The organism is Cellulosimicrobium sp. G4 BAM 1002 (genome assembly GCF_057126935.1).
In genome coordinates this window covers 2282665-2306609 of record NZ_CP182109.1, presented here as the reverse complement: position 1 = coordinate 2306609, position 23945 = coordinate 2282665, and the positions used below count along the sequence as shown (strand labels likewise).

Sequence of the window (23945 nt, the reverse complement as noted above, 5' to 3'; positions counted from 1 at the left end):
CGGTCGCGCGCCCGCACTGCGGACCGGCACGCGCCGAACCCGGGTTTGTGCGTCGTTCACGGCCGCGAACGACGCACGACCCAGGGTTGGGCACCTGACCGGACGTGGCTGTGGACGACGACGGCGGCCCGGGCAGCGATCGCGCTACCGTGCCGCGCGTGGCACAGCAGGGGGAAGACGTCGTCGCCGAACAGGGCCCGTTCGACGTGTCCGGGGACGGCACGACGACGACGCGGCGACGGACGAGGCAGCGACCGTGGACGCGTCGCCTGCACACCGAGGCACGCGTCGGCGGAAGGCTCGGCGCGACGCTCGCGCTGGTCGCCGCGGGATGCACCGCGTGGTGGTCGGGTCCGTCGTGGGCGACGCCGGCACTCGTGCTGGTCGCGGCAGCCGGTGCGCTGCTGGCGGTGATCGACGCCCGAACGCACCGCCTGCCCGACGCGATCGTCCTGCCCTCCTGGCTCGGTGCCGTCGGCCTGCTCTCGGTGGCCACGCTGAGCACGGGCGACGGCGCGGCACTCGTGCGCGCGCTCGCCGGTGGCGCGGTCGGGTTCGGCGCGTACGCCGCTCTGCGCCTCGCGTATCCGCCGGGCCTCGGCTTCGGGGACGTCAAGCTCGCCGGACTGCTCGCGACGACGCTCGGCTGGCTCGGGTGGGGCGAGGTCGCCGCCGGGCTCGTGCTGCCGTTCCTACTCGGCGGTGTCTGGGCCGTGGCCTTGGTGGTGCTGCGCCGCGCGTCGCGCTCGACGGCGGTGCCCTTCGGCCCGTTCATGGTGCTCGGAGCAGCGCTCGCCGCCGTCGGCGGTGGCGCCCTGGGAACCGCGCTCCTCCTCGGCTGACGAAGAGTTGCGTCCGCGGGGCCACCGAGCCACCCCGCGGCTCGCAGTCCCTGACCTAGACCGTGACGGCGAGCGCCGTCCCGAGGGCCGTGTCCATCGCCTCGAGCGGCGCCGGGCGACCGGTCATGAGGCGCACCTGCTCGGCCGCCTGGTGCAGGAGCATCCGCTCACCGCCGACGACGGTTCCGCCCGAACGCGCCCACGCCGCGGACAGCGCGGTGGGCCGAGGGTCGTAGACGACGTCGAGGAGGACGCCCGCCGGCACGGACCTCGCGCTCGCCAGGGCCGCGGCGATCAGGTCGGCGGCGCGCGACGGGAGGGTGGCCACCACGACGTCCGCCGTGGCGAGGCTCCCCACGACCGCCGGCTGTTCGAGGTCCAGCACCGCGAACCGGGGCTCGACGCCCATCCGGTGTGCCGCGCGCTGGAGCTCGCCGGTGCGGCCGAGCGAGCGCACGAGGACCGTGGGCGTCGAGCAGCCCAGCTGGGCGAGCGCGGCGAGCGTCGAGGCCGCGGTCGCGCCCGCGCCGAGCACGACGGCGGTCGAGACCCGACGATCGCCCAGACCCTCACGCAGCGCCGCGACGAGGCCGTGCACGTCGGTGTTCGTGCCGACGAACGTCGGCCGCTTGCCGCCCATGGGCTGCACGATGAGGGTGTTCACCGCGCCGACGACGTTCGCGAGCGGGTCGACGTGGTCGAGCAGCGGGATGACGGCGTGCTTGAGCGGCATCGTCAGGCTCAGCCCGGCCCACGACGCGTCGAGCCCGTTGACGAGCGCCGGGAGCTGCTCCTCGGTCGTGTCGATCGCCTTGTACGTCCAGCCGTCGAGCCCGAGCGCCGCGTACGCGGCACGGTGCAGCGCCGGGGACAGCGAGTGCGCGACGGGGTGCCCGAGCACCGCGGCGCGGCGCGGAGAGGCCGCGCTCACCCGCCGTTCTCCGCGAGCCACCGCTTGAGCTCCTCGACGTTCTGGTTGTGCTCGGCGAGCGTGACGGCGAACCGCGTCTCCTTGGTGTCGTAGTTCACCGTCGTCCAGAAGACCCAGTCCCCGGGTTCGGGGCTCAGCACCGCCTGCATCGCCGGGACGCCCGGGGACGCGATGGGCCCCGGCGGGAGACCGTTGTGCGCGTACGTGTTGTACGGGTTCTCGGAGTTCCGCGTGTCCTCAGGCGTCACCTGGTACCCCGGCGGGTTGCCCGTGCCGTACGCGACGGCTGCGTCGATCTGCAACGGCATCCCCGTCTCGAGCCGGTTCTCGATCGCGCGCGCCATCTTGGGCCGGTCCTCGTCACGTCCGGCCTCGCGCTCGATGAGCGAGGCCTTGATGAGCACCGTCTGCCGGTCGGCGGGAGCCACACCGAGCTCGTCGAGCTTCATCACGGTCTGGCCGACCATCCGTTGGATGATCGCCGTCGCGTTCTTGTCCGCGGGCTCGAGGACGTACGTCGTGGGGAACAGCCAACCCTCGTAGTTGCCGTTCGCCTCTGCCGGCAAGCCGGTCGCGGCCGTGTCCGCCATCGCCGCCTGGAAGTCCGCGACGGGGATGTCGGTCACGGATGCCGCCTTCTCGAGGATCTGCGCAACCGTGTTGCCCTCGGGGATCGTGATCTTCGTCTCGACGCGCGAGTCGTTCGCCACGAGGCGCGCGACGGCGTCCTTCGCCGGCATGCCGAGTAGCAGCGAGTGCGTGCCCGCCTGGATGGTGCCCGAGCTGGGGTTCTCCTCGAATGCCCTGACGAAGGCGGCCGAGCTCGCGACGACGCCCGCCTCGGTGAGCACCGCGCCCATCTCGCGTCCGGATGAGCCGGGCTCGATCGTCACGTCCACCGGTTCCGTGCCAGGGCCCTCGAAGTCCTTCGCCTCGAGCGGGTTCTCGAACCCGAGGAGGTCCGGGGCGTTCGTGTAGATCAGGTACCCGGCACCTCCCACCACGAGCAGCGAGACGAGCACCACCGCGAGGGCGCGGCGGCGCCGGCGCTGGCGTCGCTTCTTCGCCGCACGGCGCGCTCGCTGGTCCGCGCGCGAGCTGCGTGCGGGCTCGGCAGCCCCCTGGACGGTGGGCCGATCGAAGAGGTCGGTCACGGTCGGTGGTCTCCTGTCGGGTCTACAGGTTCTCCGGCGCGCGCCCCCGCGCCCCGCTCGGCGTCGAGAGCAGATTGCAGAATGATAACGGCCGCGGCCTGGTCGACGACGCTGCGGTGCTTGCGCCCGGCGCGTCCCGATGCGTGCAGCGCCTGGTGGGCGCTCACGGTCGTCATCCGCTCGTCGACGAGATGCACGGGCACGGGTGCGACGACGCGTGCCATCAGTCCAGCGTACGCCCGCACCCCCTGCGCGGCGGCGCCCTCGCTGCCCGAGAGGTGTCGGGGCAGGCCGACGTAGACGACCTGCGCTCCGCGCTCGGAGACCTCGGCGGCGATCCGGGCCACGTCGGCGGGCACCCCCGCGCCCGTCCGCGTGTCACGCGCCAGGGTCTCCACGGGCGTGGCGACGAGGCCGTCGGGGTCGCTCGCCGCGAGGCCCACGCGCACGCTGCCGACGTCGACGCCGAGGCGCGCCCCCCGAGGGAGGGGGACGTGCCCGGCGTCACCGGGCAGCGAGGGGGCGCCCGTCACGCGGCCGCGGCGCCGTCGCGCACGCCCTGGAGCGCCGTCGGCAGCGCCGAGACGTCCGTGCCGCCGCCCTGCGCCATGTCGTCCTTGCCGCCGCCACCGCCGCCGAGGGTCTGCGCCGCGGCCTTGGCGAGCACGCCCGCACGCAGGCCCGTGGCGCGCGCCGAGGCGTTGGTCACGACGACGACCTGCGGGCGGTCCTTCGCGACGCCGCCCACGGCGACGACCGTCGGCTCCGCCTCGCCGAGGCGACCGCGGACGTCGAGCGCGAGGGCGCGCAGGTCGTCCGCGGAGGCGACCTCGCCGGCGTCGTGCACGACGACGCGCGTGCCGCCCACGAGCTCGGCGCCCGCCGCGAGCGTGCCCGCGGCCGCGAGGAGCTGCGCCTGGCGGAGCTGAGCGAGCTCCTTCTCGGCGTCGCGCAGCCGCGACACGAGCGAGCCCACACGGTCCGGGAGCTCCTCGGTGCGCACGTTGAGCAGGCCGGTGAGCTGGCCGACGAGCGCGTGCTCCTTCGCCTGGAAGCCGTACGCGCCGTCGCCGACGAGCGCGTCCACGCGGCGCACGCCCGAGCCGATCGACGACTCGCCGAGCAGCGTCACGAGCCCGAGCTGGCCCGTCTGGCTCACGTGGGTCCCCGCGCACAGCTCGCGCGACCAGTCGCCGCCGATCGAGACCACGCGCACGACGTCGCCGTACTTCTCGCCGAACAGTGCCATCGCGCCCAATGCGCGGGCCTCGGTGATCGGCATGAGCTGGTCCGTGACCTCGAGGTTCTCCTGGAGCTGGGTGTTGACCCGCTCCTCGATCTCCGCGAGCGCGCCGCCCGGCACCGCCGAGGACCGGCGGAAGTCGAAGCGGATGCGGCTCGGCGCGTTCTCCGACCCGGCCTGGGTCGCGTCCTTGCCGAGCGACTCCTGCAGGGCCTTGTGGATCATGTGCGTGGCCGAGTGGGCGCGGCTGATCGCCTTGCGGCGGTCGCGGTCGATCGTCGCGGTCCCGGGGTCGCCCAGCGCCGCGGTCCCCTCGACGAGGCGGCCGCGGTGCACGGACAGGCCCTTGATCGGGCGCTGCACGTCGTCGACCTCGATGGTCGCGCCGCCGTCGAGCACGATCGTGCCGTGGTCGGCGAGCTGGCCGCCGGCCTCGGCGTAGAACGGCGTGCGGTCGAGCACGACCTCGACGTCGGCGGGGGCCGTCGCGGCGGGCGCCGGCACGCCGTCGACGAGCAGGCCCGCGACGCGCACAGCCGCGGACGACTCCGTGTACCCGAGGAACTCGACGGGCGCGGCGAGCTCTCCCGCGAGCGACTCGTAGGCGGCGGTGTCCACGCCGCCCGACCGCTTGGCGAGCGCGTCGGCGCGCGCCCGCTGCCGCTGCTCGGTCATGAGGGCGCGGAACGCCTTCTCGTCGACCTGGACGCCCTGCTCTGCGGCCATCTCGAGCGTGAGGTCGATCGGGAAGCCGTAGGTGTCGTGCAGGGCGAATGCCTGCTCGCCACCGAGCAGCGGCGTGCCGGACGCACCCGCCGCCGCCTTGGCCTTCGACACGGCCGTGTCGAGGATCGTCGTCCCCGAGGTCAGCGTGCGGCGGAAAGCCTCCTCCTCGGCGTACGCGACGGACGAGATGCGCGCGAAGTCCGTCGCGACCTCCGGGTACGACGCGGACATGGCGTCACGGCTCACGGGCAGCAGCGCGGGCATCGCCTGGTCCTCGACCCCGAGCAGGCGCATCGCGCGCACGGAGCGGCGCAGCAGGCGGCGCAGGACGTACCCACGACCCTCGTTGGAAGGTCGCACGCCGTCGCTGATGATCATGAGGGCCGAGCGCACGTGGTCGGCCACGACGCGCATGCGGACGTCGTCCTCGTGGTTCGCGCCGTAGCGCTTGCCCGAGAGCTCCTCCGCCGCGGTGATGACGGGGAACACCTCGTCGATCTCGTAGAGGTTGTCCTTGCCCTGGAGGAGGTACGCCACGCGCTCGAGGCCCATGCCGGTGTCGATGTTCTTGCGCGCGAGCTCGGAGACGATGCGGAACTCCTCCTTGGAGCGCACGTCGTCGATCGCGTACTGCATGAACACGAGGTTCCAGATCTCGAGGTAGCGGTCCTCGTCGACGACGGGCCCGCCCTCCTTGCCGTACGCGGGGCCGCGGTCGATGTAGATCTCCGAGCACGGACCGGCCGGTCCTGGCTGCCCGGTCGACCAGTAGTTGTCCTTCTTGCCGCGCGCCTGGATGCGCTCGTCCGGCAGGCCGGCGATGCGCTTCCACAGCTGCCGCGCCTCGTCGTCGTCGTGGTAGACGGTCACCCAGACGGTCTCGGGGTCGAAGCCGTACTTCCCCTCGTCGCGCGACCCCGTGATGAGGTCCCACGCGTAGGTGATCGCGCCTTCCTTGAAGTAGTCCCCGAACGAGAAGTTGCCGTTCATCTGGAAGAACGTGCCGTGGCGCGTCGTCTTGCCGACCTCGTCGATGTCGAGCGTGCGCACGCACTTCTGGACGCTCGTCGCACGGTCCCACGGCGGCGTCTGCTCGCCCGTCATGTACGGGATGAAGGGGACCATGCCCGCGATGGTGAACAGCGTGGAGGGGTCCGGGGAGACGAGCGACGCCGAGGGCACGACGGAGTGGTCGCGGTCGGCGAAGTAGTCGAGCCAGCGCTTGCGGATCTCGGCGGTGCGCATGATGTCCTTCGGAGGCAGTCGGTGTGTCGTGCGGGGTGTCGTGCTGGGGTGTCGTGCGGCGGCCGCTGCGGCCGCCCCGCGTCCTAGAAGGAGTACCCGAGGAGGTCCTCGACGTCGTCCGTGTCGTCGAACGGGTCGGTGCCGGCCGCGTGGCGTCCCGACGCACGGCGTGCGCGGACGGCGTCGGGGTCCTCCTGGCCCTCGGCGAGCAGCGCGGCCATGAGCTCGCGCTCACGCGCGTCGCGCGCGGCGGTGAACTCGGTGCGGAAGTCGCGCGCGAGGTGCACGACCCTCTCGCCGAGGTCGTTGACCTGCGCGGTCGCCTGGTCGACGAGCGACGCCGGCGCGTAGCGCGCGAGGATCTTCCTGCCACGGACCACGACCACGACCGTGATCGCGACCCCGACGCCGACCCAGAACACCCGGCGCATCAGCGCGGCCCCTCGTCACGACCGGCAGTGCTCGTCGACCGGCCCGTCGACCGGCCCCGACCGAACGACCGTGCGGCCGCCTGGCGCACGCCGTACGTGAACGCGGCGACCTTGACGAGCGGGGCGCCGAAGGTCGCGGCGTACAGGCCCGTGAGCGCGGAGACGTTCTCGCTCACCTGGGCGGCCGACGTCGTGATCGTGTCGACCTTGACGAGCTGGCTGTTGGTCGTCGCCACGGTGGTGGCGGCCTCGTCGAGGATCGGCACGGAGTGGTCCGTGACCTCCTTGATGCTCGCGCGCGCCTCGTCGAGCACCCGGCCGAGCTTGAGGAGCGGCACCGCGAGCAGTCCGACGAGCAGCACGAACGCGATGGCTGCGATGAGCCCGGCCACGTCTCCCAAGGACATTCTTCCTCCTGTGCTTTCAGGTGCCTGTCACGCTGCCGCGACTCCGCGAAACACTACCCGCACCAGGCCGAGGCCCGTGGTCGGGCACGACACGACCGGTCTGGCCGCTGCGTCGCGGACCCGACCCGGGGCGGACCTGCCCGGACGCACGAACGCCCCGCTCGCCGACGAAGCGGTGAGCGAGGCGTCCGGAGCGGGACTCAGCGAGCGTAGTACTCGACGACGAGCTGGACCTCGCACTGCACGGGGACCTCGGCGCGCTTCGGGCGACGCGTGAGGATCGCGCTCAGCTTCTCGAGCTGGACGTCCAGGTAACCCGGGACTGCGGGGAGCACGTCGCGGTGCGCACCGGCGGCGGCGACCTGGAACGGCGTGGTCGCCTGGCTCTTCGGCTTGACCTGGAGGGTCTGGCCCGGCTTCACGCGGAACGACGGACGGTCCACGATCTTGCCGTCGACGAGGATGTGGCGGTGCGTGACTGCCTGGCGCGCCTGCAGGATGGTGCGGGCGAAGCCGGCGCGCAGCACGAGCGCGTCGAGACGGGTCTCGAGGTTCTCGACGAGCGCCTCACCGGTCAGGCCCTTGTCCTTGCGGGCGTCCTCGTACGCGCGGGCGAGCTGCTTCTCGCGGAGCATGTACTGGGCGCGCAGACGCTGCTTCTCACGCAGACGCACCGCGTAGTCCGACTCGGTGCGGCGACGGGCACGGCCGTGCTCACCCGGGGGGTACGGGCGCTTCTCGAAGTGCTTGACGGCCTTCGGGGTGAGGGCGATGCCCAGGGCGCGGCTCAGGCGGACCTGGCGGCGCGAACGCTTGACAGACGTCACAGCGGTATCTCATTCCTGTCGTGTGTGTACTGACGTCACACCTGGTTCCCGAGCGATCGGGTCCGGGTGCGGGACCAGCCGATGGACCGCGTGCCTCTCCGGTGGAGAGACGACGGGTCGGGGCCGAGGTCCCAGGTGGTCGCCGTGAAGGCAACCTGAGAAGTCTACCGCACCGGGAGGGGCGTCATCGCGCCGGTGTCGCGTCCTCGCGACCGAGGATGTCCCGGATCCGTTGGAGCCGCTCGGACACCTGGCGCTCGAACCCACGGTCGCTCGGCGTGTAGTAGCGCGCGCCCACGAGCGTGTCCGGGAGGTACTGCTGCGCGGCGACGGCGTGCGGGGCGTCGTGCGCGTAGCGGTACCCCGTGCCGTGCCCGAGCTGCTTCGCGCCCGGGTAGTGGGCGTCCCGCAGGTGCGGCGGGACCGACCCGGCCCGTCCTGCGCGCACGTCCGCGAGCGCCGCGTCGATCCCAAGGTAGGCGGCGTTCGACTTGGGCGCGGTCGCGAGGTGCACGACGGCCTCGGCGAGCACGATCCGCCCTTCGGGCATGCCGATGAGCTGGACGGCCTGCGCCGCGGCGACGGCGGTCTGCAGCGCCGAGGGGTCGGCGAGGCCCACGTCCTCCGCGGCGGCGATGACGATGCGCCGGGCGATGAACCGCGGGTCCTCCCCCGCGGCGATCATGCGCGCGAGGTAGTGCAGGGCGGCGTCGACGTCGGAGCCGCGCATGGACTTGATGAACGCGGAGACGACGTCGTAGTGCTGGTCGCCGTCGCGGTCGTAGCGCACCGCGGCGACGTCGACGGCGCGCTCGACGGTGTCGAGGTCGACGGGGACGGGCCTCGGGTCGGTCGGCGCGGCGTCGGACAGCGCGGCGCCTGCCGCGGCCTCGAGGACGGTGAGCGCCTTGCGCGCGTCGCCGCCGGCGAGGCGCACGAGGTGACCCTCGGCCTCGTCGGTGAGCGCGACGACGCCTCCCAGGCCGCGGTCGTCGAGGACGGCGCGGCGCACGAGCGCGCGGACGTCGTCGTCCCCGAGGGGTTGCAGGGTGAGGAGGAGCGAGCGGGAGAGCAGCGGGGAGTTGACGGAGAAGCTGGGGTTCTCCGTGGTCGCCGCGACGAGCGTGACCCAGCGGTTCTCGACGCTGGGCAGGAGCGCGTCCTGCTGGGACTTGGAGAAGCGGTGCACCTCGTCGATGAACAGGACGGTCTCCTCGCCACCGGTCGCGAGGCGCCGGCGCGCGTCCTCGACGACGGTGCGCACGTCCTTGACGCCCGCGGTGACGGCGGACAGCTCGACGAAGCGGCGTCCCGAGGCGGTGGCGATGAGGTAGGCGAGCGTCGTCTTGCCCGTGCCGGGTGGGCCCCAGAGGATCACGGACCCGGGCGCGGCGCGTCCGCCGGACGCGTCGGGCTCGATGAGGCGCCGCAGGGGCGAGCCCGGGACGAGCAGGTGGGCCTGGCCCGCGACCTCGTCGAGGGAGGCGGGGCGCATGCGGACGGCGAGCGGAGCCCCCGGCCCGGGACGCGGCGTGCCCTGCGCGCCGGACGTGGCGGCGCCGAAGAGGTCGCCGCCGAAGAGATCACCGGTGGACATGGGCCCGAGCCTACGCACCGCCGCCCACGCGACGGTGCCGCACCGTTCGAGGGGTGCGCCGTCCACAGCCGCGTGGACGATCTGACACGCGGCGAGGCCGGATGGGATGCTGTCGCTCGTGTTCTCGAGCCTCGGTCGTCGCGTCGCCCGTCATCCGCGCCTCACGGTCGTCGCGTGGGTCGTCATCACCGGGCTGGGCTTCGCGCTCGCCCTGTTCGGGCTGCACGGCGAGAGCGTGTTCGACCGGGTGACGACGGGCGCGCCCGCGATCCCCGGCTCCGACAGCGAGCGCGCGAACGAGATCCTCGCCGAGAACGACGAGGGCGGGCCCGAGATCACGCTGCTGGTGAGCTCCGTCGACCCCGCCGACCCGCAGGTCGTCGAGGCGATGGCCGGGGTCAACGCGGACCTGGTCGCGATCGAGGGCGTCGACACGGTGATCGACCCGTACGTGGTCCCGGGCGGTGTCGAGGACCCGGCGGCGCAGTCGCTCGTCGCTGCCGACGGCGACGGGTTCCTCACGGTCGTCACGCTGCGCACGGACCTCACCGCGGAGCGCTCGGAGGCGGTGGCCGCACGCGTCGTCGAGCAGCTCGACGCCGTACCGGGGGTGCTCGCGGACGCCGCCCCCGAGGCCGCTTCGGACGCGACGGGCCTCGTCGGGTCGAACGAGCTCATCGTCGAGGCGATCACCGGCCAGGTCGAGGAGGACCTGACGACGGGCGAGAAGTTCGCCCTGCCGGTCGCGCTGCTCATCATGGTGCTCGTGTTCGGCGGGTTCCTCGCCGCGGCGATGCCGATGGCCGGAGCGATCGCCTCCGTCGGGACGGGGCTCGGGGTCCTGCTGGGCCTGACGTACCTGCTCGACGTCGACGCGTCCGTGGTCAACGTCGTCACCCTGCTCGGGCTGGGCCTGTCCATCGACTACGGGCTGCTGATCGTGTCGCGGTTCCGGGAGGAGCTGCACCGTCTCATCGACGCGGGCGACGACCCGGCGCTGCGACGGCGGCGCGGCGACGGGGTGGTGCACGCCGCGCTCGTGCGCACGATGGAGACGGCGGGCCGCACGGTCGCGTTCTCGGCGCTCGTCGTCGCGATCTCGATCGCCGGGCTCATGGTGTTCCGGCCGGACATCCTGCGCTCGGTCGGCGCGGGTGGCCTCGGGGTCGTGCTCGTCGCGGTCGCGACGGCGCTCACCCTCGTCCCCGCGCTGCTCGCCTTCTCGGGGCGGCGGCTCGCGAAGCCCGGCCTGCTCGGCCGGGTCCCCGGCCTGCGCCGCGTCCTCGCCCGCACGGCGGACGTGCAGTCCGACGAGGGCGTGTTCTCGCGTCTCGCGGCGCGCGTGCAGCGTCATCCCGTGTGGGTCCTGCTCACGACCGTGGTGGTGCTCGTCGTCCTCGCGCTGCCGGTCCTGGGCCTGCAGATGCGCAACTCCGGGATCGAGCTCCTCCCGGTCAGCTCCCCGCAGCGCGAGTTCGTCGACGAGCTGGCGGCGCAGTACCCGTCGAGCCGCAGCGCGCAGGTCGTCGCGGTCGTCGACGCGAGCGTCGACGACGCACAGGCCTGGGCGGACGAGCTCGCGGGGCTCGACGGCGTGGACAGCGTCGACCCCGCCGCGCTGCTCGGCACCTCGTACGCGCTCGTGGGCGTCCACGTCGACACCGACGACGCGGGCGGCCCCGAGGCGGTCTCCGTCGTGCGCGAGGTGCGCGCGACCGACCCGGGATTCGACGTGTGGGTCACCGGCCAGGCGGCCGGGCAGGTCGACTTCCTCGAGGCGCTCGGGGAGCGCGTGTGGTGGGCCGTCGGGATCGTCGCGGGCGCGACGCTCGTCCTGCTCTTCCTCATGACGGGCTCCGTCGTCGTGCCGGTCAAGGCGCTCCTCACCAACGCCCTGTCCCTCGCGGCGTCCCTCGGCGTCCTCGTGTGGGTCTTCCAGGAGGGCCACCTCGAGGGTCTGCTCGACTTCACGTCGGTGGGCGGGATCGAGACGTACGTCGTCGCGCTCGTCATGGCCTTCGCGTTCGGGCTCGCGATGGACTACGAGGTGTTCCTGCTCGCGCGCGTCAAGGAGCTCTACGACGCAGGGCACTCCAACGACGAGGCCGTGCGGCTGGGGCTGCAGCGCTCCGGGCGCATCATCACCTCGGCCGCGGCGATCATCATCGTCGTGTTCGCCGGGTTCGTCTTCGGCGACCTCCTCGTCATCAAGGAGGTCGGGTTCGCCCTCGCCGTCGCGGTGCTCATCGACGCGACGATCGTGCGCCTGCTGCTCGTCCCCGCGACGATGACGCTGCTCGGACGCTTCAACTGGTGGGCGCCGAAGCCGCTGCGGTGGGTGCACCGCAGGCTCGCGATCGCCCACTGAGTCGCCGGCCCCTCGCTCCGGCCCGTCCGCGTCGTGACACGCGACAGGACGCGCCACCCGTGACGGGTGGCGCGCCCTGGCGTCCGTTCCGGCCGCGCTCTGCCGCGGTCAGGCTTCGGCCGGAGCCTCCGGCTCGGCCGGGTCGCCCTTCGGCGCGGCGGGCTTCGCGTCGACCCCCGCCTCCTTGCGCTGCTCGGCGGTGATCGGCGCGGGGGCCTGCGTCAGCGGGTCGTAGCCGCCACCGGACTTCGGGAAGGCGATGACGTCGCGGATCGACTCCGACTTCGTCAGCAGCGCCACGATGCGGTCCCAGCCGAACGCGATGCCGCCGTGCGGCGGCGCGCCGAACGCGAACGCGTCGAGGAGGAACCCGAACTTCTCCTGCGCCTCCTCGGGCCCGATGCCCATGACGTCGAACACGCGCTCCTGGACGTCGCGGCGGTGGATACGGATCGAGCCACCGCCGATCTCGTTGCCGTTGCACACGATGTCGTACGCGTACGCGAGCGCCTCGCCCGGGTTCTGCTCGAACGTGTCGATCCAGTCCGGCGTCGGCGACGTGAACGCGTGGTGCACGGCGGTCCAGGCCGAGTGACCCAGGTCGACGTCCCCGTCCTCGCCGGTCGGCTTGAACAGGGGCGCGTCGACGATCCAGACGAACGCCCAGGCGTCCTCGTCGATCTGTCCGGTGCGCTTCGCGATCTCCTGGCGCGCGGCGCCGAGCAGAGCACGTGAGTCCGACGTCTTGCCCGCGGCGAAGAACACCGCGTCGCCCGGCTGCGCGCCGGTCGCCTCGCGCAGACCCTCGCGCTCGGCGTCGGACAGGTTCTTCGCGACCGGACCGGCGAGCGTCCCGTCCTCCTGGAACGTGACGTAGGCGAGCCCGCGAGCGCCGCGCTGCTTGGCCCACTCCTGCCACGCGTCGAACTGGCGGCGCGGCTGGGAGGCCCCGCCGGCCATGACGACCGCGCCCACGTACTCCGCCTGGAACACGCGGAACGGCGTGTCCTTGAAGTAGTCCGTGAGCTCGACGAGCGGGTTGCCGAAGCGCAGGTCGGGCTTGTCCGAGCCGTACAGGCGCATGGCGTCGTGGAACGTCATGCGCGGGATCGGCGTCGGGACGGTGTACCCGATCAGCTCCCAGAGCGAGACGAGGATCTTCTCCGCGAGCGCGATGACGTCGTCCTGCTCGACGAAGCTCATCTCGACGTCGAGCTGCGTGAACTCGGGCTGGCGGTCGGCGCGGAAGTCCTCGTCGCGGTAGCAGCGCGCGATCTGGTAGTAGCGCTCCATGCCCGCGACCATGAGCAGCTGCTTGAACAGCTGCGGCGACTGCGGCAGCGCGTACCAGGAGCCGGGCGCGAGGCGTGCGGGCACGACGAAGTCGCGCGCACCCTCGGGGGTGGAGCGCGTGAGGGTCGGGGTCTCGATCTCGACGAAGTCCTCGGCGTCGAGCACGCGGCGCGCGGCCTGGTTGACCTTGGCGCGCAGGCGCAGCGCGTGCGCCGGCGCGGGGCGACGCAGGTCGAGGTAGCGGTGCTTGAGGCGCGCCTCCTCGCCGATCGTCTCGGTGTCGGCGAGCGCCGTCGAGACCTGGAACGGCAGCGGGTCCGACGTGTTGAGCACGACGACGTCGCTCGCCACGACCTCGATCTCGCCGGTCGGCAGGGACAGGTTCTCGTTGCCCTCGGGGCGACGCGAGACCTCGCCCGTGACCTGGAGGACGAACTCGTTGCGGAGCGGGTGCGCGACGGCCTCGTCGCGGATGACGACCTGGGCGATGCCCGACGCGTCGCGCAGGTCGATGAAGGCGACACCGCCGTGATCGCGCCGACGGTCGACCCAGCCCGTGAGGGTGACGGTCTGACCGGAGTGCTCGGCCCGCAGTGAGCCGGCCGTTCGGGTGCGCAGCACGGAGGGTTCCTTCCAGGAGGGGGCGGTGGGGGTTGCGCTCCCGGGGGCGGGAGCACGTCCGGACGAGTCTAGTGCGGACGGGCGTCGCGGCTCGACCGGATACCGTGGCGATGCCGCCGACCAGTCGCGGACCATCGCGTCGCGTGCCTGCCGTCGGCAGCGGCTCGCCGACCGGCCCGCCGCCCGGACGAGGAAGGATGACCCGTGGCACGCACCATCGCGACGAACCGGCGCGTCGAGCGCGACGAGCTCGAGGCGTTCCTGCGTTACCGGCACGACGGCGTGCTCGTCACGACCCGCGCGGACGGCCGGCCCCAGCTCAGCCCGGTGACCTACGGCGTCGACGGCACGGGCCGGGTCGTCGTGTCGACGTACCCGGAGCGCGCGAAGGCGGCCAACCTGCGTCGGGACCCGCGGGCTTCGCTGTTGTCCCTGGGCGAGCGGTTCTCCGACCCGTGGGTGCAGGTAGACGGCGAGGCGGAGGTGATCGACCTGCCCGACGCCGTCGAGCCGCTGGTCGACTACTACCGTTCCATCAGCGGCGAGCACCCGGACTGGGACGAGTACCGCGCGGCCATGGTGGCGCAGGGCAAGTCGCTCGTGCGCCTGACGATCACGCGCTGGGGTCCGGTGGCGACGGGCGGTTTCCCCGCGCGCCTCGCCGACGTCTGAGCAGGCTTCGGCCAGTTCGCCCGGCCAGGGGACGAACGGCGTAGCGTGCGCCCATGCCGATCACGCTGTGCGTCCTGCTGTGGCCCACCGAGGGCAACGTCGACCTGCTGCACCGGTACGAGGACGACGTCCTCGCCCTGGTGCCCGCTCACGGCGGCCGCGTGCTGTCGAGGGTGCGCGCGCTGCCCGGTCAGGACGTGACCCTGCCGACCGAGGTGCAGATCATCGAGATGCCCGACGACGACGCGCTCGGTGCGTACATGGACGACCCGGCGCGGGTGACGCTCGCCGACGTCCGTGACCAGGCCGTGGCACGGACGGACGTCGTCCGCGTCGGCCCGGTGCCAGACCCCGCCGGGCACGCCTGACGACGCCCGTGCGGCGTGCCGTGAGGGCGGTCGCCGGGTGCACGGGTCAGAACAGGACCTGCTCGACTCCCCCGCCGACGACGTCCAGACCGCCGCCGTCGACCGGCATGCCCGCGAGCGCCCCGTCGTGCCCCCGGTGCGCCTCCGGCTCGTGAGCGCCCCGCGCCAGACTCCCGGCCGGGTACGCGCCGTCGACCGGCGGGCCGGGGTCACGGGTCCCGTCGCCGAGGCCCCCGACCTCGCCCCGACGGTACCGACCCTCGACGCCGGCGGGCCCGCGGTGGCCGGAGACGGCGAACCCGCGTACCTCGAGCATGGGCCGCACTCGGTCCCACAGCCACGCTCGGTACTGCTTCGACGCGTACGTGCCCCGTGCGTAGACGCGCTCATAGCCCGGGACGAGGTTCGGGTGCTCGCGTGCGAGCCACCCCATGTACCACTCGCGCGTGCCGGGCTTGAGGTGCAGGGGCAGCACCGTGACGCCCGTCGCGCCGGCGTCCTTGACGGCGTCGAGCAGGTCGGTCAGCGCGCGCGTGGAGTCGGTGAGCCAGGGCAGCACCGGGGCGACCATGACGCCGCACGGCAGCCCGGCGTCGCGGATCGCTCGGATGAGGTCGAGGCGTGCCCGCGGCGAGGGCGTGCCCGGCTCGACGCTCGCCTGCAGCGCCGGGTCGAGCAGCGCGAGCGAGACCCCGATCCCGACCTCGACCCGTGACGCGGCGTCCGCGAGGAGCGGGAGGTCCCGGCGCAGGAGCGTGCCCTTGGTGAGGACCGACAGCGGCGTGCCGGAGCCGGCGAGCGCGTCGATGATGCCGGGCATGAGGCGGTAACGGCCCTCGGCGCGCTGGTACGGGTCCGTGTTCGTGCCCAGCGCGACGGCCTCGCGCGCCCACGACGCGCGGGCGAGCTCGGCACGCAGCACCTCGTCGACGTTGACCTTGACGACCACCTCGCGGTCGAAGTCGTCGCCCGCGTCGAGGTCGAGGTACTGGTGCGTGGGCCGCGCGAAGCAGTTGTGGCTGACGACGCCCGCGGCGACGAAGTCCCGCGTCCCGGTGGTGATGTCGACGAGCTCGGCCTCCTCCCCCGGGCTGCCGAGCGCCTCCAGCGACTCCACGCGGAGCGCGTCGTCCCCGGTCACGTCGCGCCCGTCGAGCGCGACGCCGCTGTCCGCGAGCGCCGCGGCGCCGGGGCCGACGAGGACGTCCCCGAGGGCCAGGTGCGCCCGGTGGCCCGCGCCGCCGACGACGTGCCGCCAGCCGCGCTGGGTGAGGAACCGGTGGTCGCCGCTCGCCACGAGCCGGGTCCCGTCGGCGAGCGTCACGCGGTACGCGCGCTTGCGCGTGGTCCAGCGGTCGAGGACGCGCGTGCGCACGTACCGGCGGTACGCCCCGTGCGGCGCGGTCCCGACGATCTCGTCGCCGACGCGCAGCTCCCCGATCGGGCGCTGCGTGCCGTCCGCGAGCAGCACCGGCGTCGCGGGGTCCAGGCAGTAGGAGCACGCGTGGCTGCAGCCGCGGTACGGGTTGATCGTCCACCGGAACGGCATGCGGGACATCGCGGGCACCTTCGACAGCGCGCTCTTCGCCGTCACCTCGTGGAACGTGATCCCCGCGAACTCGGGCGTGCGGACGCTGCGCACGAGGCCCGCGCGCTCCAGCCCCGGGAGCGCGCCGTCGTCCGCGCCGAGCGCCTGTCCGTCCCATCGCACGGCGCCATTCGAACAGGTGTTCGAAGGTGTGTCAAGGTCGCTCAGGCGGTCGGCGAGCCCCCGGACGTCGGGGCGGCCGGGACGGCGCTCCGGGGATCCGCGGTCGTCCGTGGCGCCGGCCGCGGGTCCCGACCGCCGAGCTCGACCACCCGGTCCCAGACCCAGTCGGCCATCGACGCGGCGACGGGCTCGTCGGGCCGCCCGAGGCGTCGCCTGACGAGCGCCCCGAACGCGACGACGACCAGGAAGGCGCCGGCGTCGTCGGTCATGACCGGCTCCGCCGCCTCGCCGTCGGGCCAGTCGGGGTGCGCCGCCGGGTCCGCCTCGATCTCGGCACCCATGGCGCGGACCTCGGCCGCCGACATCAGGCGGAACGGCTCGTCCTGACCCCACAGCGACCCGGTGCCGGGCTCCTGGCCGTCGTGCCAGGTCAGCAGGTCCTCCCCCACCATGGCCCCGATGTGCTCGAGCTCCGCCTCGTCGGCGAACGACGCCCCGGGCCGCAGCGTGGCGCGCAGGGCCTGCGGCAGCACGCCCTCGAGCGCGGCGAGCGCGGAACGCAGGTCGATGCCGAGCTCCTGGTCGCGCAGCTGCTGCCACGACAGCTCGAGGACGCCGGTGCGACGGATGTCCTCGAGGGTGTAGCCCAGGGACTCGGCGTTCTCGACGACCCCCTGCAGCGTCCGGGCCGTTGACACCAGGTTCTGGAACACGCCCTCCGTCGGGTCCTCGCGCAGGAGGCGGAGCGCGAGCCGCTCGGCGTCGTCCAGGCGGTACTGCAGCAGGTAGGCCCACCCGAGCATCGACGCGACCCAGGGGCTCGCCGCGTCGGCCCGCATGGCCTCCTCGGCCGCCGGGACGAACCGGTCGAGCGGCGCGAAGGTCCCCAGCAGGTACGCCGCGCGCTTCCCGAACGCCTGCGGGAGCTCGTCCGGTGCGGTCCGGGCGCAGCGCGCGACCGCGTCGTCGAGCTGGGCCCAGCCCGTCTCGTGGTCCCCGCCGAGCGCCTGGGCGGACCCCAGCTCCATCCAGTCGTCCCACCCCTCGTGTTCCTCGCGCAGGACGGTGCGCGCCCACTGCAGCGCCTCGGCGTGGTCGTGGTCGGCGAACGCCAGGTGCCGGAGCGCACGGGCCGCGTTGACGAACTGGCCGTCGCGGCGAGCGGCCACCTGGAGGTACAGGCGCCGCGCCTCGGCGTGCTCGCCGCAGATCTCCCGGTGGTTGCCGAGGAGCAGCGACGCGCTGCTCCGCTCCGGCTGGGCCGCGAGCACCTGCAGCGCCAGCTCGGCGACCCGGGGATGCGTGGGCCGCGCCGCGAAGAGCTCCCACGCCAGGTCCAGGCTCTGCTCCACCGGGTCCGCGCCGGTCACTGCGCCGCCCCGTCGACCCATCCCTTGAGCAGACCGAGGTTCGCCAGGGGGATGTGGTGACCGATCCGCGGGTGGTCCAGCGTCACACCGACGACGCCGGCCCGGGCGAACGAGGCGACGTAGTCGATCGCCGTCGGCATGGGCACGCCGAACAGCGGCACCGCGTCGTCCGCCGCGGCGACGAGCCCCAGCGCACGCGCAGCCTCGGCCGCCCGGCCCGCGCTGCTGTAGAGGCAGATCATCGGACCCTGCGCGGCACCCACGGCGTACGGGCGGGGCTGGTCGGGCTCGCCGCGTGCGATGAAGAACCAGGTCCGCAGCCGGGTCGCCTGCCGCCACAGCGCGACCTGCGCCGTCGTGTCTCCCGCCGGGGCTGCTCTGACCACCTCGTCGAGGCGGTCCAGCTCCGCGACCACCGCGGCGTCGTCGTCCGTCGTCATGGCGTCACACTCTCACGCGCGTGACCGCACTTCTCGGATGGTGAGACGCCGTGATTGTCCGCAGACCGACGAAGGCCTAGGGTCGGGCCGAACGCCCCCGGGGAGCGCACGAGCGCTGAGAGTGCAGGCCGGGCACCCGTCCCCCCTGCAGACCCGTGGAACCTGATCTGGTTCGTACCAGCGAAGGGAGCAGGGCCGACGTCACGGTCCCCTGCGCGCTCGCGCCCGTGCGCCCCGTGCGCCTGGCCGGCCGCGCGGGAGACCGGCGGCTCGCCGTCGTGCACCCCTCGCCCGGGGCCCGACGGAGGGAACAGCATGACCGAGCACACCACCGCGCAGCAGGCCGCCGAGGCGCGGGCCGGCCACGAGACGGCGTCCCCCAGTGCACCCGCGACCCGGCCACGGCGACGGGGCCTCAGCCTGCACGAGACGGTCCTCGTCGCGGTCCTGGGCGTCGTCTTCGGGTTCGTCTACTGGGCGTTCGTGCAGCTCTGGGCGCCGCTGCAGCTCGCGATGGGTCCCCTCGCAGACCTTGCGGCGAACGTGCTCGCGGGAGCGTGGATCGTCGTCGGGCCGCTCGCGACGTACATCGTGCGCAAGCCGGGCGTCGGGATCCTCGCCGAGACGCTCGCCGCGCTCGTCGAGGTCGTCTTCCTTGCCTCCCCGGCCGGGCCGCTGCTGCTCCTCGTCGGGCTCGTCCAGGGCGTCGGCGCCGAGCTGCCGTTCGCGCTCACGCGCTACCGGCGCTTCGGCTGGTGGGTGTTCGTCGCCTCGGGCGTGAGCGCCGCGCTCGTGACCTTCGCGTTCAACGCCGTGCGCTTCGGCTGGCTCGGGCAGGACTACGCGACGCTCCGCCTCGGGATCCAGGTCGTCTCGTGCGTCGTGCTGTGCGGGATCGCGGCCCGCCTCCTCGGCGACGCCCTCACCCGCACCGGCGCTCTGGACGCCTTCGCGATCGGGTCGGCGCGGCATGGCTGAGCCCCGAGCGTCCACGACGCCCGACGTCGTCCGAGCGCAGGGCCTGTCCGTCGCCCTGGGGCACGACGCCGTCCCCGTGCTCGACGACGTGCACCTCGCCCTCCCCGCGGGGGCCGCGCTGCTCGTCCTCGGCCCGTCGGGCTGCGGCAAGTCGACTCTCCTGCGCGCGCTGGTCGGCATCGTCCCGCACACGCTGCCCGGCACCGTGACCGGGGTCCTGCACGTCGCGGGGCACGACCCGCGCGACGTGACGCCCGCCGTGCTCGCGGCACGCGTCGGGCTCGTCCAGCAACGCCCCGGCGACCAGCTCTGCCTCGCGCGCGTCGACGAGGAGCTGCGGTTCGCGCTCGAGAACCGCGGCGCCGACCCTGGGACCATGGACGCCCGGGGCGCCTCGGCGCTCGCGGCCGTCGGCGCGGCCCACCTGCACGACCGGGCGACCCACACGCTCTCCGGCGGCGAGGCGCAGCGTGTCGCGCTCGCCGCGACTCTCGTCGCCGACCCCGGTCTCGTCGTGCTCGACGAGCCCACCGCGCTCCTCGACCCCGCCGCGGCGCACGACGTCGGGGCCCTCGTCTCCGGGCTCACCCGCTCGCGCCCGGTGCCCGACGGCGCGGGGCCGGCCGACCGCACGGGGGCGGGCCACGACGCACTCGCCCGGGCACGCGCCGTCGTGCTCGTCGAGCACCGACTCGACGAGCTCGGGACGCTCCCCGAGACGACGCTCGTGCTCGGGCCGGACGGCCGTGCCGTCGCGCACGGCCCGACAAACCGCGTCCTGCACGAGCACGCGGCCGAGCTCGCGGCGCTCGGCTGCTGGCTCCCGCTCGCCGTCCGGCTCGCGGCGGCCGGAGCCCCCGTCCCGCTGGGTACCCCCGAGACCGACGCCTGGCTGGCGGACCTCGCGCGCTCCCGTCGCGCCGACGCCGCGAGCGGGCGCCCCGCCGCGGACGGCCGGGTCAGACCGGTCGCGCTCCGGGCCCGTGGCCTCGAGGTCCACCGCGGCGGCGCCCTCCGGCGCGGGCGTCGCCGCGGGACCCCGGTGGTGCGCGGCGTCGACCTCGACGTCCGCGCCGGCGAGGTGCTCGCCGTCGTCGGCCCCAACGGCGGCGGCAAGTCGACGCTGCTGCGCGGGCTCGCCGGGCTCGAAGCGACGGGCGGCGACCTCACGACGGCCCCCGGAGCCCCGACCGCGATGGTGTTCCAGGACCCGGAGCACCAGTTCCTCGCGCGCACCGTGCGCGAGGAGGTCGCGTGGTCGGCACGGCTCGCGCGCCTCGACGACCTCGACGGGCGCGTCGCGCGCGTGCTCGACACGCTCGGCCTGACCGCGCTCGCCGACGCGAACCCCTACCGGCTCTCCGGCGGCGAGCAGCGTCGGCTCTCCCTCGCGACGGCCGTCGTCCTCGACCCGGCCGTGCTCCTCGCGGACGAGCCCACGTTCGGCCTCGACCGCGCCCAGGCCGACGCGACGGCGCGCGTGCTGCGCGTGCGGGCCGACGCGGGCGGCGCGGTCGTCCTCGTCACGCACGACCTGTCCCTGGTCGCCGAGATCGCCGACCGCGTGGCCGTCGTCGTCGACGGGACGATCGCCGCGACCGGTACGCCGACCGCCGTGCTCGGTGACGACGCGCTGTGCGCACGCGCCCGGCTCCGCCGTCCGCCCCTGCTCGAGTGGTGGGCGACGACGGGGCGGCACCTCGACGTGGACCCGGGCGACCTCGTGCGGGCGCTCGGCGCCGCGGAGACCCGCGCTGTCGTCGAAGCGGCGTCGTGAGCGCGCCGCCGACGGTCCTCGAGCGGTGGAACCCGACCGTGAAGCTCGCGACCGTCCTCCTCCTGTCCACGGCGGCGCTGCTCGTGACCGACCCGGTCACGCCTGCGGTCGGCTGGGTGCTCACGCTCGTCGCGCTGCGCGCGCTCGGCCGGGTGCCGGTCCGCACCCTCGCGCTCGCGCACGTCCCGTTCGTCATGTTCGGCGTGAGCCTGCTCGTCGTGAACGTGGTGACGCGCCCCGGCGGCGACCCCGTGAGCCTCGGTCCCCTCGTCGTGGGCTCCGACGGCCTGATGATCGGCGCGGCGCTCGCGCTGCGCACGCTGTTCGTCGGAGCCCTGTCCCTGACGCTCGTCCTGGCGACCGACCCGGTGCGGCTCATGACGAGCCTCCACCAGCACGCACGGCTGCCGGCGACGTGGACGTTCGCCGTCCTCGCGGCGCACCGGCTCCTCGTCGAGCTGCCGGGCGTATGGCACACGGTCCGGTGCGCGCAGGCGGTGCGCGACCCGCGACGCACGCCCGGTCGCCTGCCCCGCTCGCCGCGAGCGCTCGGCGCGGCGGCGTTCGCGCTCCTCGTCGGAGCGGTGCGGCGGTCGGAGCGCATCACGGTCGCGCTCGAGTCCCGCGGGCTCGGCTCGGGGCCGCGCACGACGTCGCGACCGGTGCCGCTCGGGCCGGTCGACGTGGTCGCCGCCGGGGCGGTTCTCGCCGTCGCAGCGGCGGTGGTCGCGGCCGGCGTGCTCGGCGGGTGGGTGACCGGCCTCGGGACCCTCACCGCGTGAGCGTCACCGGACGGGCTCGACCACCGCGCCCTCCGCGGGGACGCCGAGCGCGACGTCGGCCGCGCGCTCGCCGCGCGCATGCTCCCGGTACCCCCGGAAGAGCAGGGGCACACCGCGCGCCGCCGTACCGTCGGGCCCGTCCATGACCTGGACGTGCACGTGCGGCTGCGTCGAGTTGCCCGAGTTCCCGCACCGGCCCAGCTCGGATCCCGTCACGACGCGCTGTCCGGGACGCACCACGACCGAACGGGCCCGCAGGTGCGCGAGGACGACGAACGCGCCGGGGACGTCGAGCGCGAGCACCACGTGGTTGCCCGCAAGCGCCGCCGCGCCGCCTCGCGCCCGCGACGCCTGCGTGAGCGCGTACCCGAGGAGCGTCAGCGGCGAGCGCCGGGCCTCGTGGTCGGGCTCGCCGTCGTGCACCGCGACGACGGTGCCGGACGCGGGCGCGAGGACCGGCAGCCCGAACGCGTGGAACCGTTCGGGCGGCTCCGTGCCGAACGCCGTCCGCCAGTCCCGGACACGCGCGGTGCGGCGCCCGCCGACCGCGACGAAGTCGATGGCGTACGTCGTGGCGAACAGGTGCGTGCCGTGGCTCGGCACGCGGCGGGCCGGGCTGTTCTCGACCCGCCACGTGCCCGTGAAGGGCAGTGCCAGCTCGACGGCGTCGACCATGCCCCTCCTCGATCGTGCGCCGCCGACGGCAGCGCCTGTCAGGTGCGTGTCAGATGGGTGTCAGGTGCGTGTCAGGTGCGCGTCACTCGGACGCCGGGACCACCCGGGGCCACAGGTCCTCGGCGGGCGGAGCCCACGACGCGGCGTCGGCGTCCACCTGCTCCCCCGAGCGGATGTCCTTGACCTGGTCCGGTCGCGCCTCCCCGTCCACGACCGCCCCGGGGAACCACACGAAGGGGATGCCGCGACGGTCGGCGTAGCGGATCTGCTTGCCGAACTTCGCCGCCGCGGGCGCGACCTCGACGGGGATGCCCCGGGCGCGCAGCGCGGTGGCGACCGCGTCGGACGCCGGACGCGACTCCTCGCTCGTCACCGCGACGACGACGGCGCTCGGCACCGACCGCGTGGCGCGCACGAGCCCGGCGGAGAGCAGGCGCGACACCAGCCGCGACACGCCGATCGACAGGCCGACGCCCGGGTAGGTGTTCGCGCCGTCGGACGCGAGCGTGTCGTAGCGGCCACCCGAGCAGATGGAGCCGAGCTGCTCGTGCCCGACGAGCACGGTCTCGTAGACCGAGCCGGTGTAGTAGTCGAGGCCCCGCGCGATCTTCAGGTCGGCCACGACGACTCCGGGCGCACGCGTGCCCGCGGCCTCGATCAGGGCGCCGAGCTCGCCGAGCCCCGTCTCGAGCAGGTCGTGCACCACACCGTGCTCGGCCGCGAGCGCCCGCACGCGGTCGATCACCGCGTTGTCGCTCCCGCTGATCGCGGCGAGGGCGAGGCACGCCTGCGCCTGCTCGGGCGTCACGCCGGCCTCGGCGACGAGCAGCGCGGCGACCTTCTCGGGCCCGATCTTGTCGAGCTTGTCGATCTGGCGCAGGACCTCGTCCACGGCGTCGATCCCGAGCCCGCGGTAGAAGCCCTCGGCGACGCGGCGGTTGTTGACGAGCACGCGCACCTCGGGCACACCGATGTCGCGCAGCGCGCCGAGCGCCTCGGCCATGACGAGCGGGAGCTCGACCTCGTAGTGGTACGGCAGCTCGCCGGCACCGACGACGTCGATGTCCGCCTGGGCGAACTCGCGGAACCGGCCGTCCTGGGGGCGCTCGCCGCGCCACACCTTCTGGATCTGGTAGCGCTTGAACGGGAACGCGAGGTGCCCCGCGTTCTCGAGGACGTACCGCGCGAACGGGACCGTGAGGTCGAAGTGCAGGCCGAGCTGCTTGTCGCCCCGGCCCGCGCGCGGCTCCGCCTCCTCGGCGTCCTCCTGCAGACGGCGAAGGACGTACACCTCCTTGGAGGTCTCCCCCTTGCGCAGGAGCTGGTCGAGCGGCTCGACCGCGCGCGTCTCGATCCCGCCGAACCCGTGCAGCTCGAACACCCGGCGCAGGGTGTCGAGGACGTGCTGCTCGACGATCCGGCCGTCGGGGAGCCATTCGGGGAAACCTGAGAGGGGTGTGGGCCTGGCCATGGCTCACGATCCTTCC

Annotated in this window: 21 protein-coding genes and 1 riboswitch; of the genes, 7 read left to right on the top strand and 14 right to left on the bottom strand. The window is 74.1% G+C overall.

Going from position 1 to position 23945, the window contains the following annotated elements; translation table 11 throughout:
- The first annotated feature begins 158 nt into the window (after positions 1-158).
- A complete protein-coding gene (locus tag ACMXGY_RS10365; protein WP_483776742.1) occupies positions 159-842 on the top strand; it encodes a prepilin peptidase in 684 nt (227 codons plus the stop codon).
- A 55-nt stretch (positions 843-897) separates the two neighbouring features.
- Here ACMXGY_RS10365 and ACMXGY_RS10360 read toward each other — a convergent pair whose 3' ends face one another.
- From ACMXGY_RS10360 to ACMXGY_RS10325, 8 genes are all read right to left on the bottom strand, one after another.
- Complete coding sequence (locus ACMXGY_RS10360) at positions 898-1773, bottom strand: shikimate dehydrogenase (protein ID WP_483776741.1); 876 nt, start codon at positions 1771-1773, stop codon at positions 898-900.
- A complete protein-coding gene (gene mltG, locus ACMXGY_RS10355) occupies positions 1770-2927 on the bottom strand; it encodes an endolytic transglycosylase MltG (protein WP_483776740.1) in 1158 nt (385 codons plus the stop codon). Before mltG ends, ACMXGY_RS10360 begins: the two co-directional genes overlap by 4 nt.
- The gene (gene ruvX, locus ACMXGY_RS10350; RefSeq protein ID WP_483776739.1) at positions 2924-3460 is read right to left on the bottom strand and encodes a Holliday junction resolvase RuvX; all 537 of its coding nucleotides are present in this window, start codon (positions 3458-3460) and stop codon (positions 2924-2926) included. Before ruvX ends, mltG begins: the two co-directional genes overlap by 4 nt.
- Positions 3457-6141 (bottom strand): alanine--tRNA ligase, encoded by a 2685-nt coding sequence (gene alaS, locus ACMXGY_RS10345; protein ID WP_483776738.1) that lies wholly within the window; start codon positions 6139-6141, stop codon positions 3457-3459. Before alaS ends, ruvX begins: the two co-directional genes overlap by 4 nt.
- 83 nt (positions 6142-6224) lie before the next feature.
- Positions 6225-6572, bottom strand: coding sequence for a hypothetical protein (locus ACMXGY_RS10340; protein WP_483776737.1), 348 nt, complete (start codon positions 6570-6572; stop codon positions 6225-6227).
- Entirely contained in the window at positions 6572-6979 is a 408-nt protein-coding gene (locus tag ACMXGY_RS10335; RefSeq protein WP_483776736.1) for a DUF948 domain-containing protein, read from the bottom strand. Before ACMXGY_RS10335 ends, ACMXGY_RS10340 begins: the two co-directional genes overlap by 1 nt.
- Before the next feature lie 200 nt (positions 6980-7179).
- Positions 7180-7806, bottom strand: coding sequence for a 30S ribosomal protein S4 (gene rpsD, locus ACMXGY_RS10330; protein WP_483776735.1), 627 nt, complete (start codon positions 7804-7806; stop codon positions 7180-7182).
- A 184-nt stretch (positions 7807-7990) separates the two neighbouring features.
- Positions 7991-9403: a replication-associated recombination protein A gene (locus ACMXGY_RS10325; RefSeq protein WP_483776734.1), complete on the bottom strand. Its 1413-nt coding sequence runs from the start codon at positions 9401-9403 to the stop codon at positions 7991-7993.
- A 106-nt stretch (positions 9404-9509) separates the two neighbouring features.
- On the opposite strand from ACMXGY_RS10325, the gene ACMXGY_RS10320 reads away from it, so the two are divergent.
- On the top strand, positions 9510-11771 hold the full coding sequence (locus ACMXGY_RS10320) for an MMPL family transporter (RefSeq protein ID WP_483776733.1): 2262 nt from the start codon (positions 9510-9512) through the stop codon (positions 11769-11771).
- A gap of 108 nt (positions 11772-11879) precedes the next feature.
- Here ACMXGY_RS10320 and aspS read toward each other — a convergent pair whose 3' ends face one another.
- Positions 11880-13685 carry an aspartate--tRNA ligase gene (gene aspS, locus ACMXGY_RS10315; protein WP_483776732.1) on the bottom strand — a complete coding sequence of 602 codons (1806 nt, stop codon included), beginning with the start codon at positions 13683-13685 and terminating at the stop codon, positions 11880-11882.
- Between the two features lie 204 nt (positions 13686-13889).
- On the opposite strand from aspS, the gene ACMXGY_RS10310 reads away from it, so the two are divergent.
- Together ACMXGY_RS10310 and ACMXGY_RS10305 are read left to right on the top strand one after the other, a co-directional pair.
- Positions 13890-14357: a PPOX class F420-dependent oxidoreductase gene (locus tag ACMXGY_RS10310; protein WP_483776731.1), complete on the top strand. Its 468-nt coding sequence runs from the start codon at positions 13890-13892 to the stop codon at positions 14355-14357.
- 53 nt (positions 14358-14410) lie between these two features.
- A complete protein-coding gene (locus ACMXGY_RS10305) occupies positions 14411-14725 on the top strand; it encodes a DUF1330 domain-containing protein (protein ID WP_483776730.1) in 315 nt (104 codons plus the stop codon).
- Positions 14726-14771: 46 nt separating this feature from the next.
- Here ACMXGY_RS10305 and ACMXGY_RS10300 read toward each other — a convergent pair whose 3' ends face one another.
- The 3 genes from ACMXGY_RS10300 to ACMXGY_RS10290 are packed head-to-tail and all read right to left on the bottom strand — an operon-like array spanning position 14772 to position 18246.
- Positions 14772-16436 carry an Rv2578c family radical SAM protein gene (locus ACMXGY_RS10300; RefSeq protein ID WP_483776729.1) on the bottom strand — a complete coding sequence of 555 codons (1665 nt, stop codon included), beginning with the start codon at positions 16434-16436 and terminating at the stop codon, positions 14772-14774.
- Positions 16437-16477: 41 nt separating this feature from the next.
- Positions 16478-17827, bottom strand: a complete 1350-nt coding sequence (locus ACMXGY_RS10295) for a hypothetical protein (RefSeq protein WP_483776728.1) — start codon at positions 17825-17827, stop codon at positions 16478-16480.
- Positions 17803-18246 (bottom strand): hypothetical protein, encoded by a 444-nt coding sequence (locus ACMXGY_RS10290; RefSeq protein ID WP_483776727.1) that lies wholly within the window; start codon positions 18244-18246, stop codon positions 17803-17805. Before ACMXGY_RS10290 ends, ACMXGY_RS10295 begins: the two co-directional genes overlap by 25 nt.
- A gap of 88 nt (positions 18247-18334) precedes the next feature.
- Positions 18335-18454, top strand: a riboswitch (TPP riboswitch).
- A gap of 107 nt (positions 18455-18561) precedes the next feature.
- Here ACMXGY_RS10290 and ACMXGY_RS10285 point away from each other — a divergent pair.
- From ACMXGY_RS10285 to ACMXGY_RS10275, 3 genes are read left to right on the top strand one after another with little or no spacing between them, the layout of a single operon-like run.
- Positions 18562-19224 (top strand): ECF transporter S component, encoded by a 663-nt coding sequence (locus ACMXGY_RS10285; protein WP_483776726.1) that lies wholly within the window; start codon positions 18562-18564, stop codon positions 19222-19224.
- Complete coding sequence (locus ACMXGY_RS10280; protein WP_483776725.1) at positions 19217-21001, top strand: ABC transporter ATP-binding protein; 1785 nt, start codon at positions 19217-19219, stop codon at positions 20999-21001. The genes ACMXGY_RS10285 and ACMXGY_RS10280 overlap by 8 nt, the downstream gene beginning before the upstream one ends.
- A complete protein-coding gene (locus ACMXGY_RS10275; protein ID WP_483776724.1) occupies positions 20998-21783 on the top strand; it encodes an energy-coupling factor transporter transmembrane component T family protein in 786 nt (261 codons plus the stop codon). Before ACMXGY_RS10280 ends, ACMXGY_RS10275 begins: the two co-directional genes overlap by 4 nt.
- A gap of 3 nt (positions 21784-21786) precedes the next feature.
- On the opposite strand, the gene ACMXGY_RS10270 is transcribed toward ACMXGY_RS10275, so the two are convergent.
- Together ACMXGY_RS10270 and hisS are read right to left on the bottom strand one after the other, a co-directional pair.
- Positions 21787-22458, bottom strand: coding sequence for a M23 family metallopeptidase (locus ACMXGY_RS10270; RefSeq protein WP_483776723.1), 672 nt, complete (start codon positions 22456-22458; stop codon positions 21787-21789).
- Between the two features lie 82 nt (positions 22459-22540).
- Entirely contained in the window at positions 22541-23929 is a 1389-nt protein-coding gene (hisS, locus tag ACMXGY_RS10265; RefSeq protein WP_483776722.1) for a histidine--tRNA ligase, read from the bottom strand.
- Positions 23930-23945: the final 16 nt, after the last annotated feature.

What these genes read in the sequence shown, in the direction of transcription:
- alaS (WP_483776738.1), bottom strand. Translation starts at nt 6,141, where the DNA reads ATGCGCACCGCCGAGATCCGCAAGCGCTGGCTCGACTACTTCGCCGAC.
- ACMXGY_RS10340 (WP_483776737.1), bottom strand. Translation starts at nt 6,572, where the DNA reads ATGCGCCGGGTGTTCTGGGTCGGCGTCGGGGTCGCGATCACGGTCGTG.
- ACMXGY_RS10335 (WP_483776736.1), bottom strand. Translation starts at nt 6,979, where the DNA reads ATGTCCTTGGGAGACGTGGCCGGGCTCATCGCAGCCATCGCGTTCGTG.
- ACMXGY_RS10325 (WP_483776734.1), bottom strand. Translation starts at nt 9,403, where the DNA reads ATGTCCACCGGTGATCTCTTCGGCGGCGACCTCTTCGGCGCCGCCACG.
- ACMXGY_RS10320 (WP_483776733.1), top strand. Translation starts at nt 9,510, where the DNA reads ATGCTGTCGCTCGTGTTCTCGAGCCTCGGTCGTCGCGTCGCCCGTCAT.
- ACMXGY_RS10305 (WP_483776730.1), top strand. Translation starts at nt 14,411, where the DNA reads ATGCCGATCACGCTGTGCGTCCTGCTGTGGCCCACCGAGGGCAACGTC.
- ACMXGY_RS10295 (WP_483776728.1), bottom strand. Translation starts at nt 17,827, where the DNA reads ATGGGTCGACGGGGCGGCGCAGTGACCGGCGCGGACCCGGTGGAGCAG.
- ACMXGY_RS10290 (WP_483776727.1), bottom strand. Translation starts at nt 18,246, where the DNA reads ATGACGACGGACGACGACGCCGCGGTGGTCGCGGAGCTGGACCGCCTC.
- ACMXGY_RS10285 (WP_483776726.1), top strand. Translation starts at nt 18,562, where the DNA reads ATGACCGAGCACACCACCGCGCAGCAGGCCGCCGAGGCGCGGGCCGGC.
- ACMXGY_RS10280 (WP_483776725.1), top strand. Translation starts at nt 19,217, where the DNA reads ATGGCTGAGCCCCGAGCGTCCACGACGCCCGACGTCGTCCGAGCGCAG.
- ACMXGY_RS10270 (WP_483776723.1), bottom strand. Translation starts at nt 22,458, where the DNA reads ATGGTCGACGCCGTCGAGCTGGCACTGCCCTTCACGGGCACGTGGCGG.
- hisS (WP_483776722.1), bottom strand. Translation starts at nt 23,929, where the DNA reads ATGGCCAGGCCCACACCCCTCTCAGGTTTCCCCGAATGGCTCCCCGAC.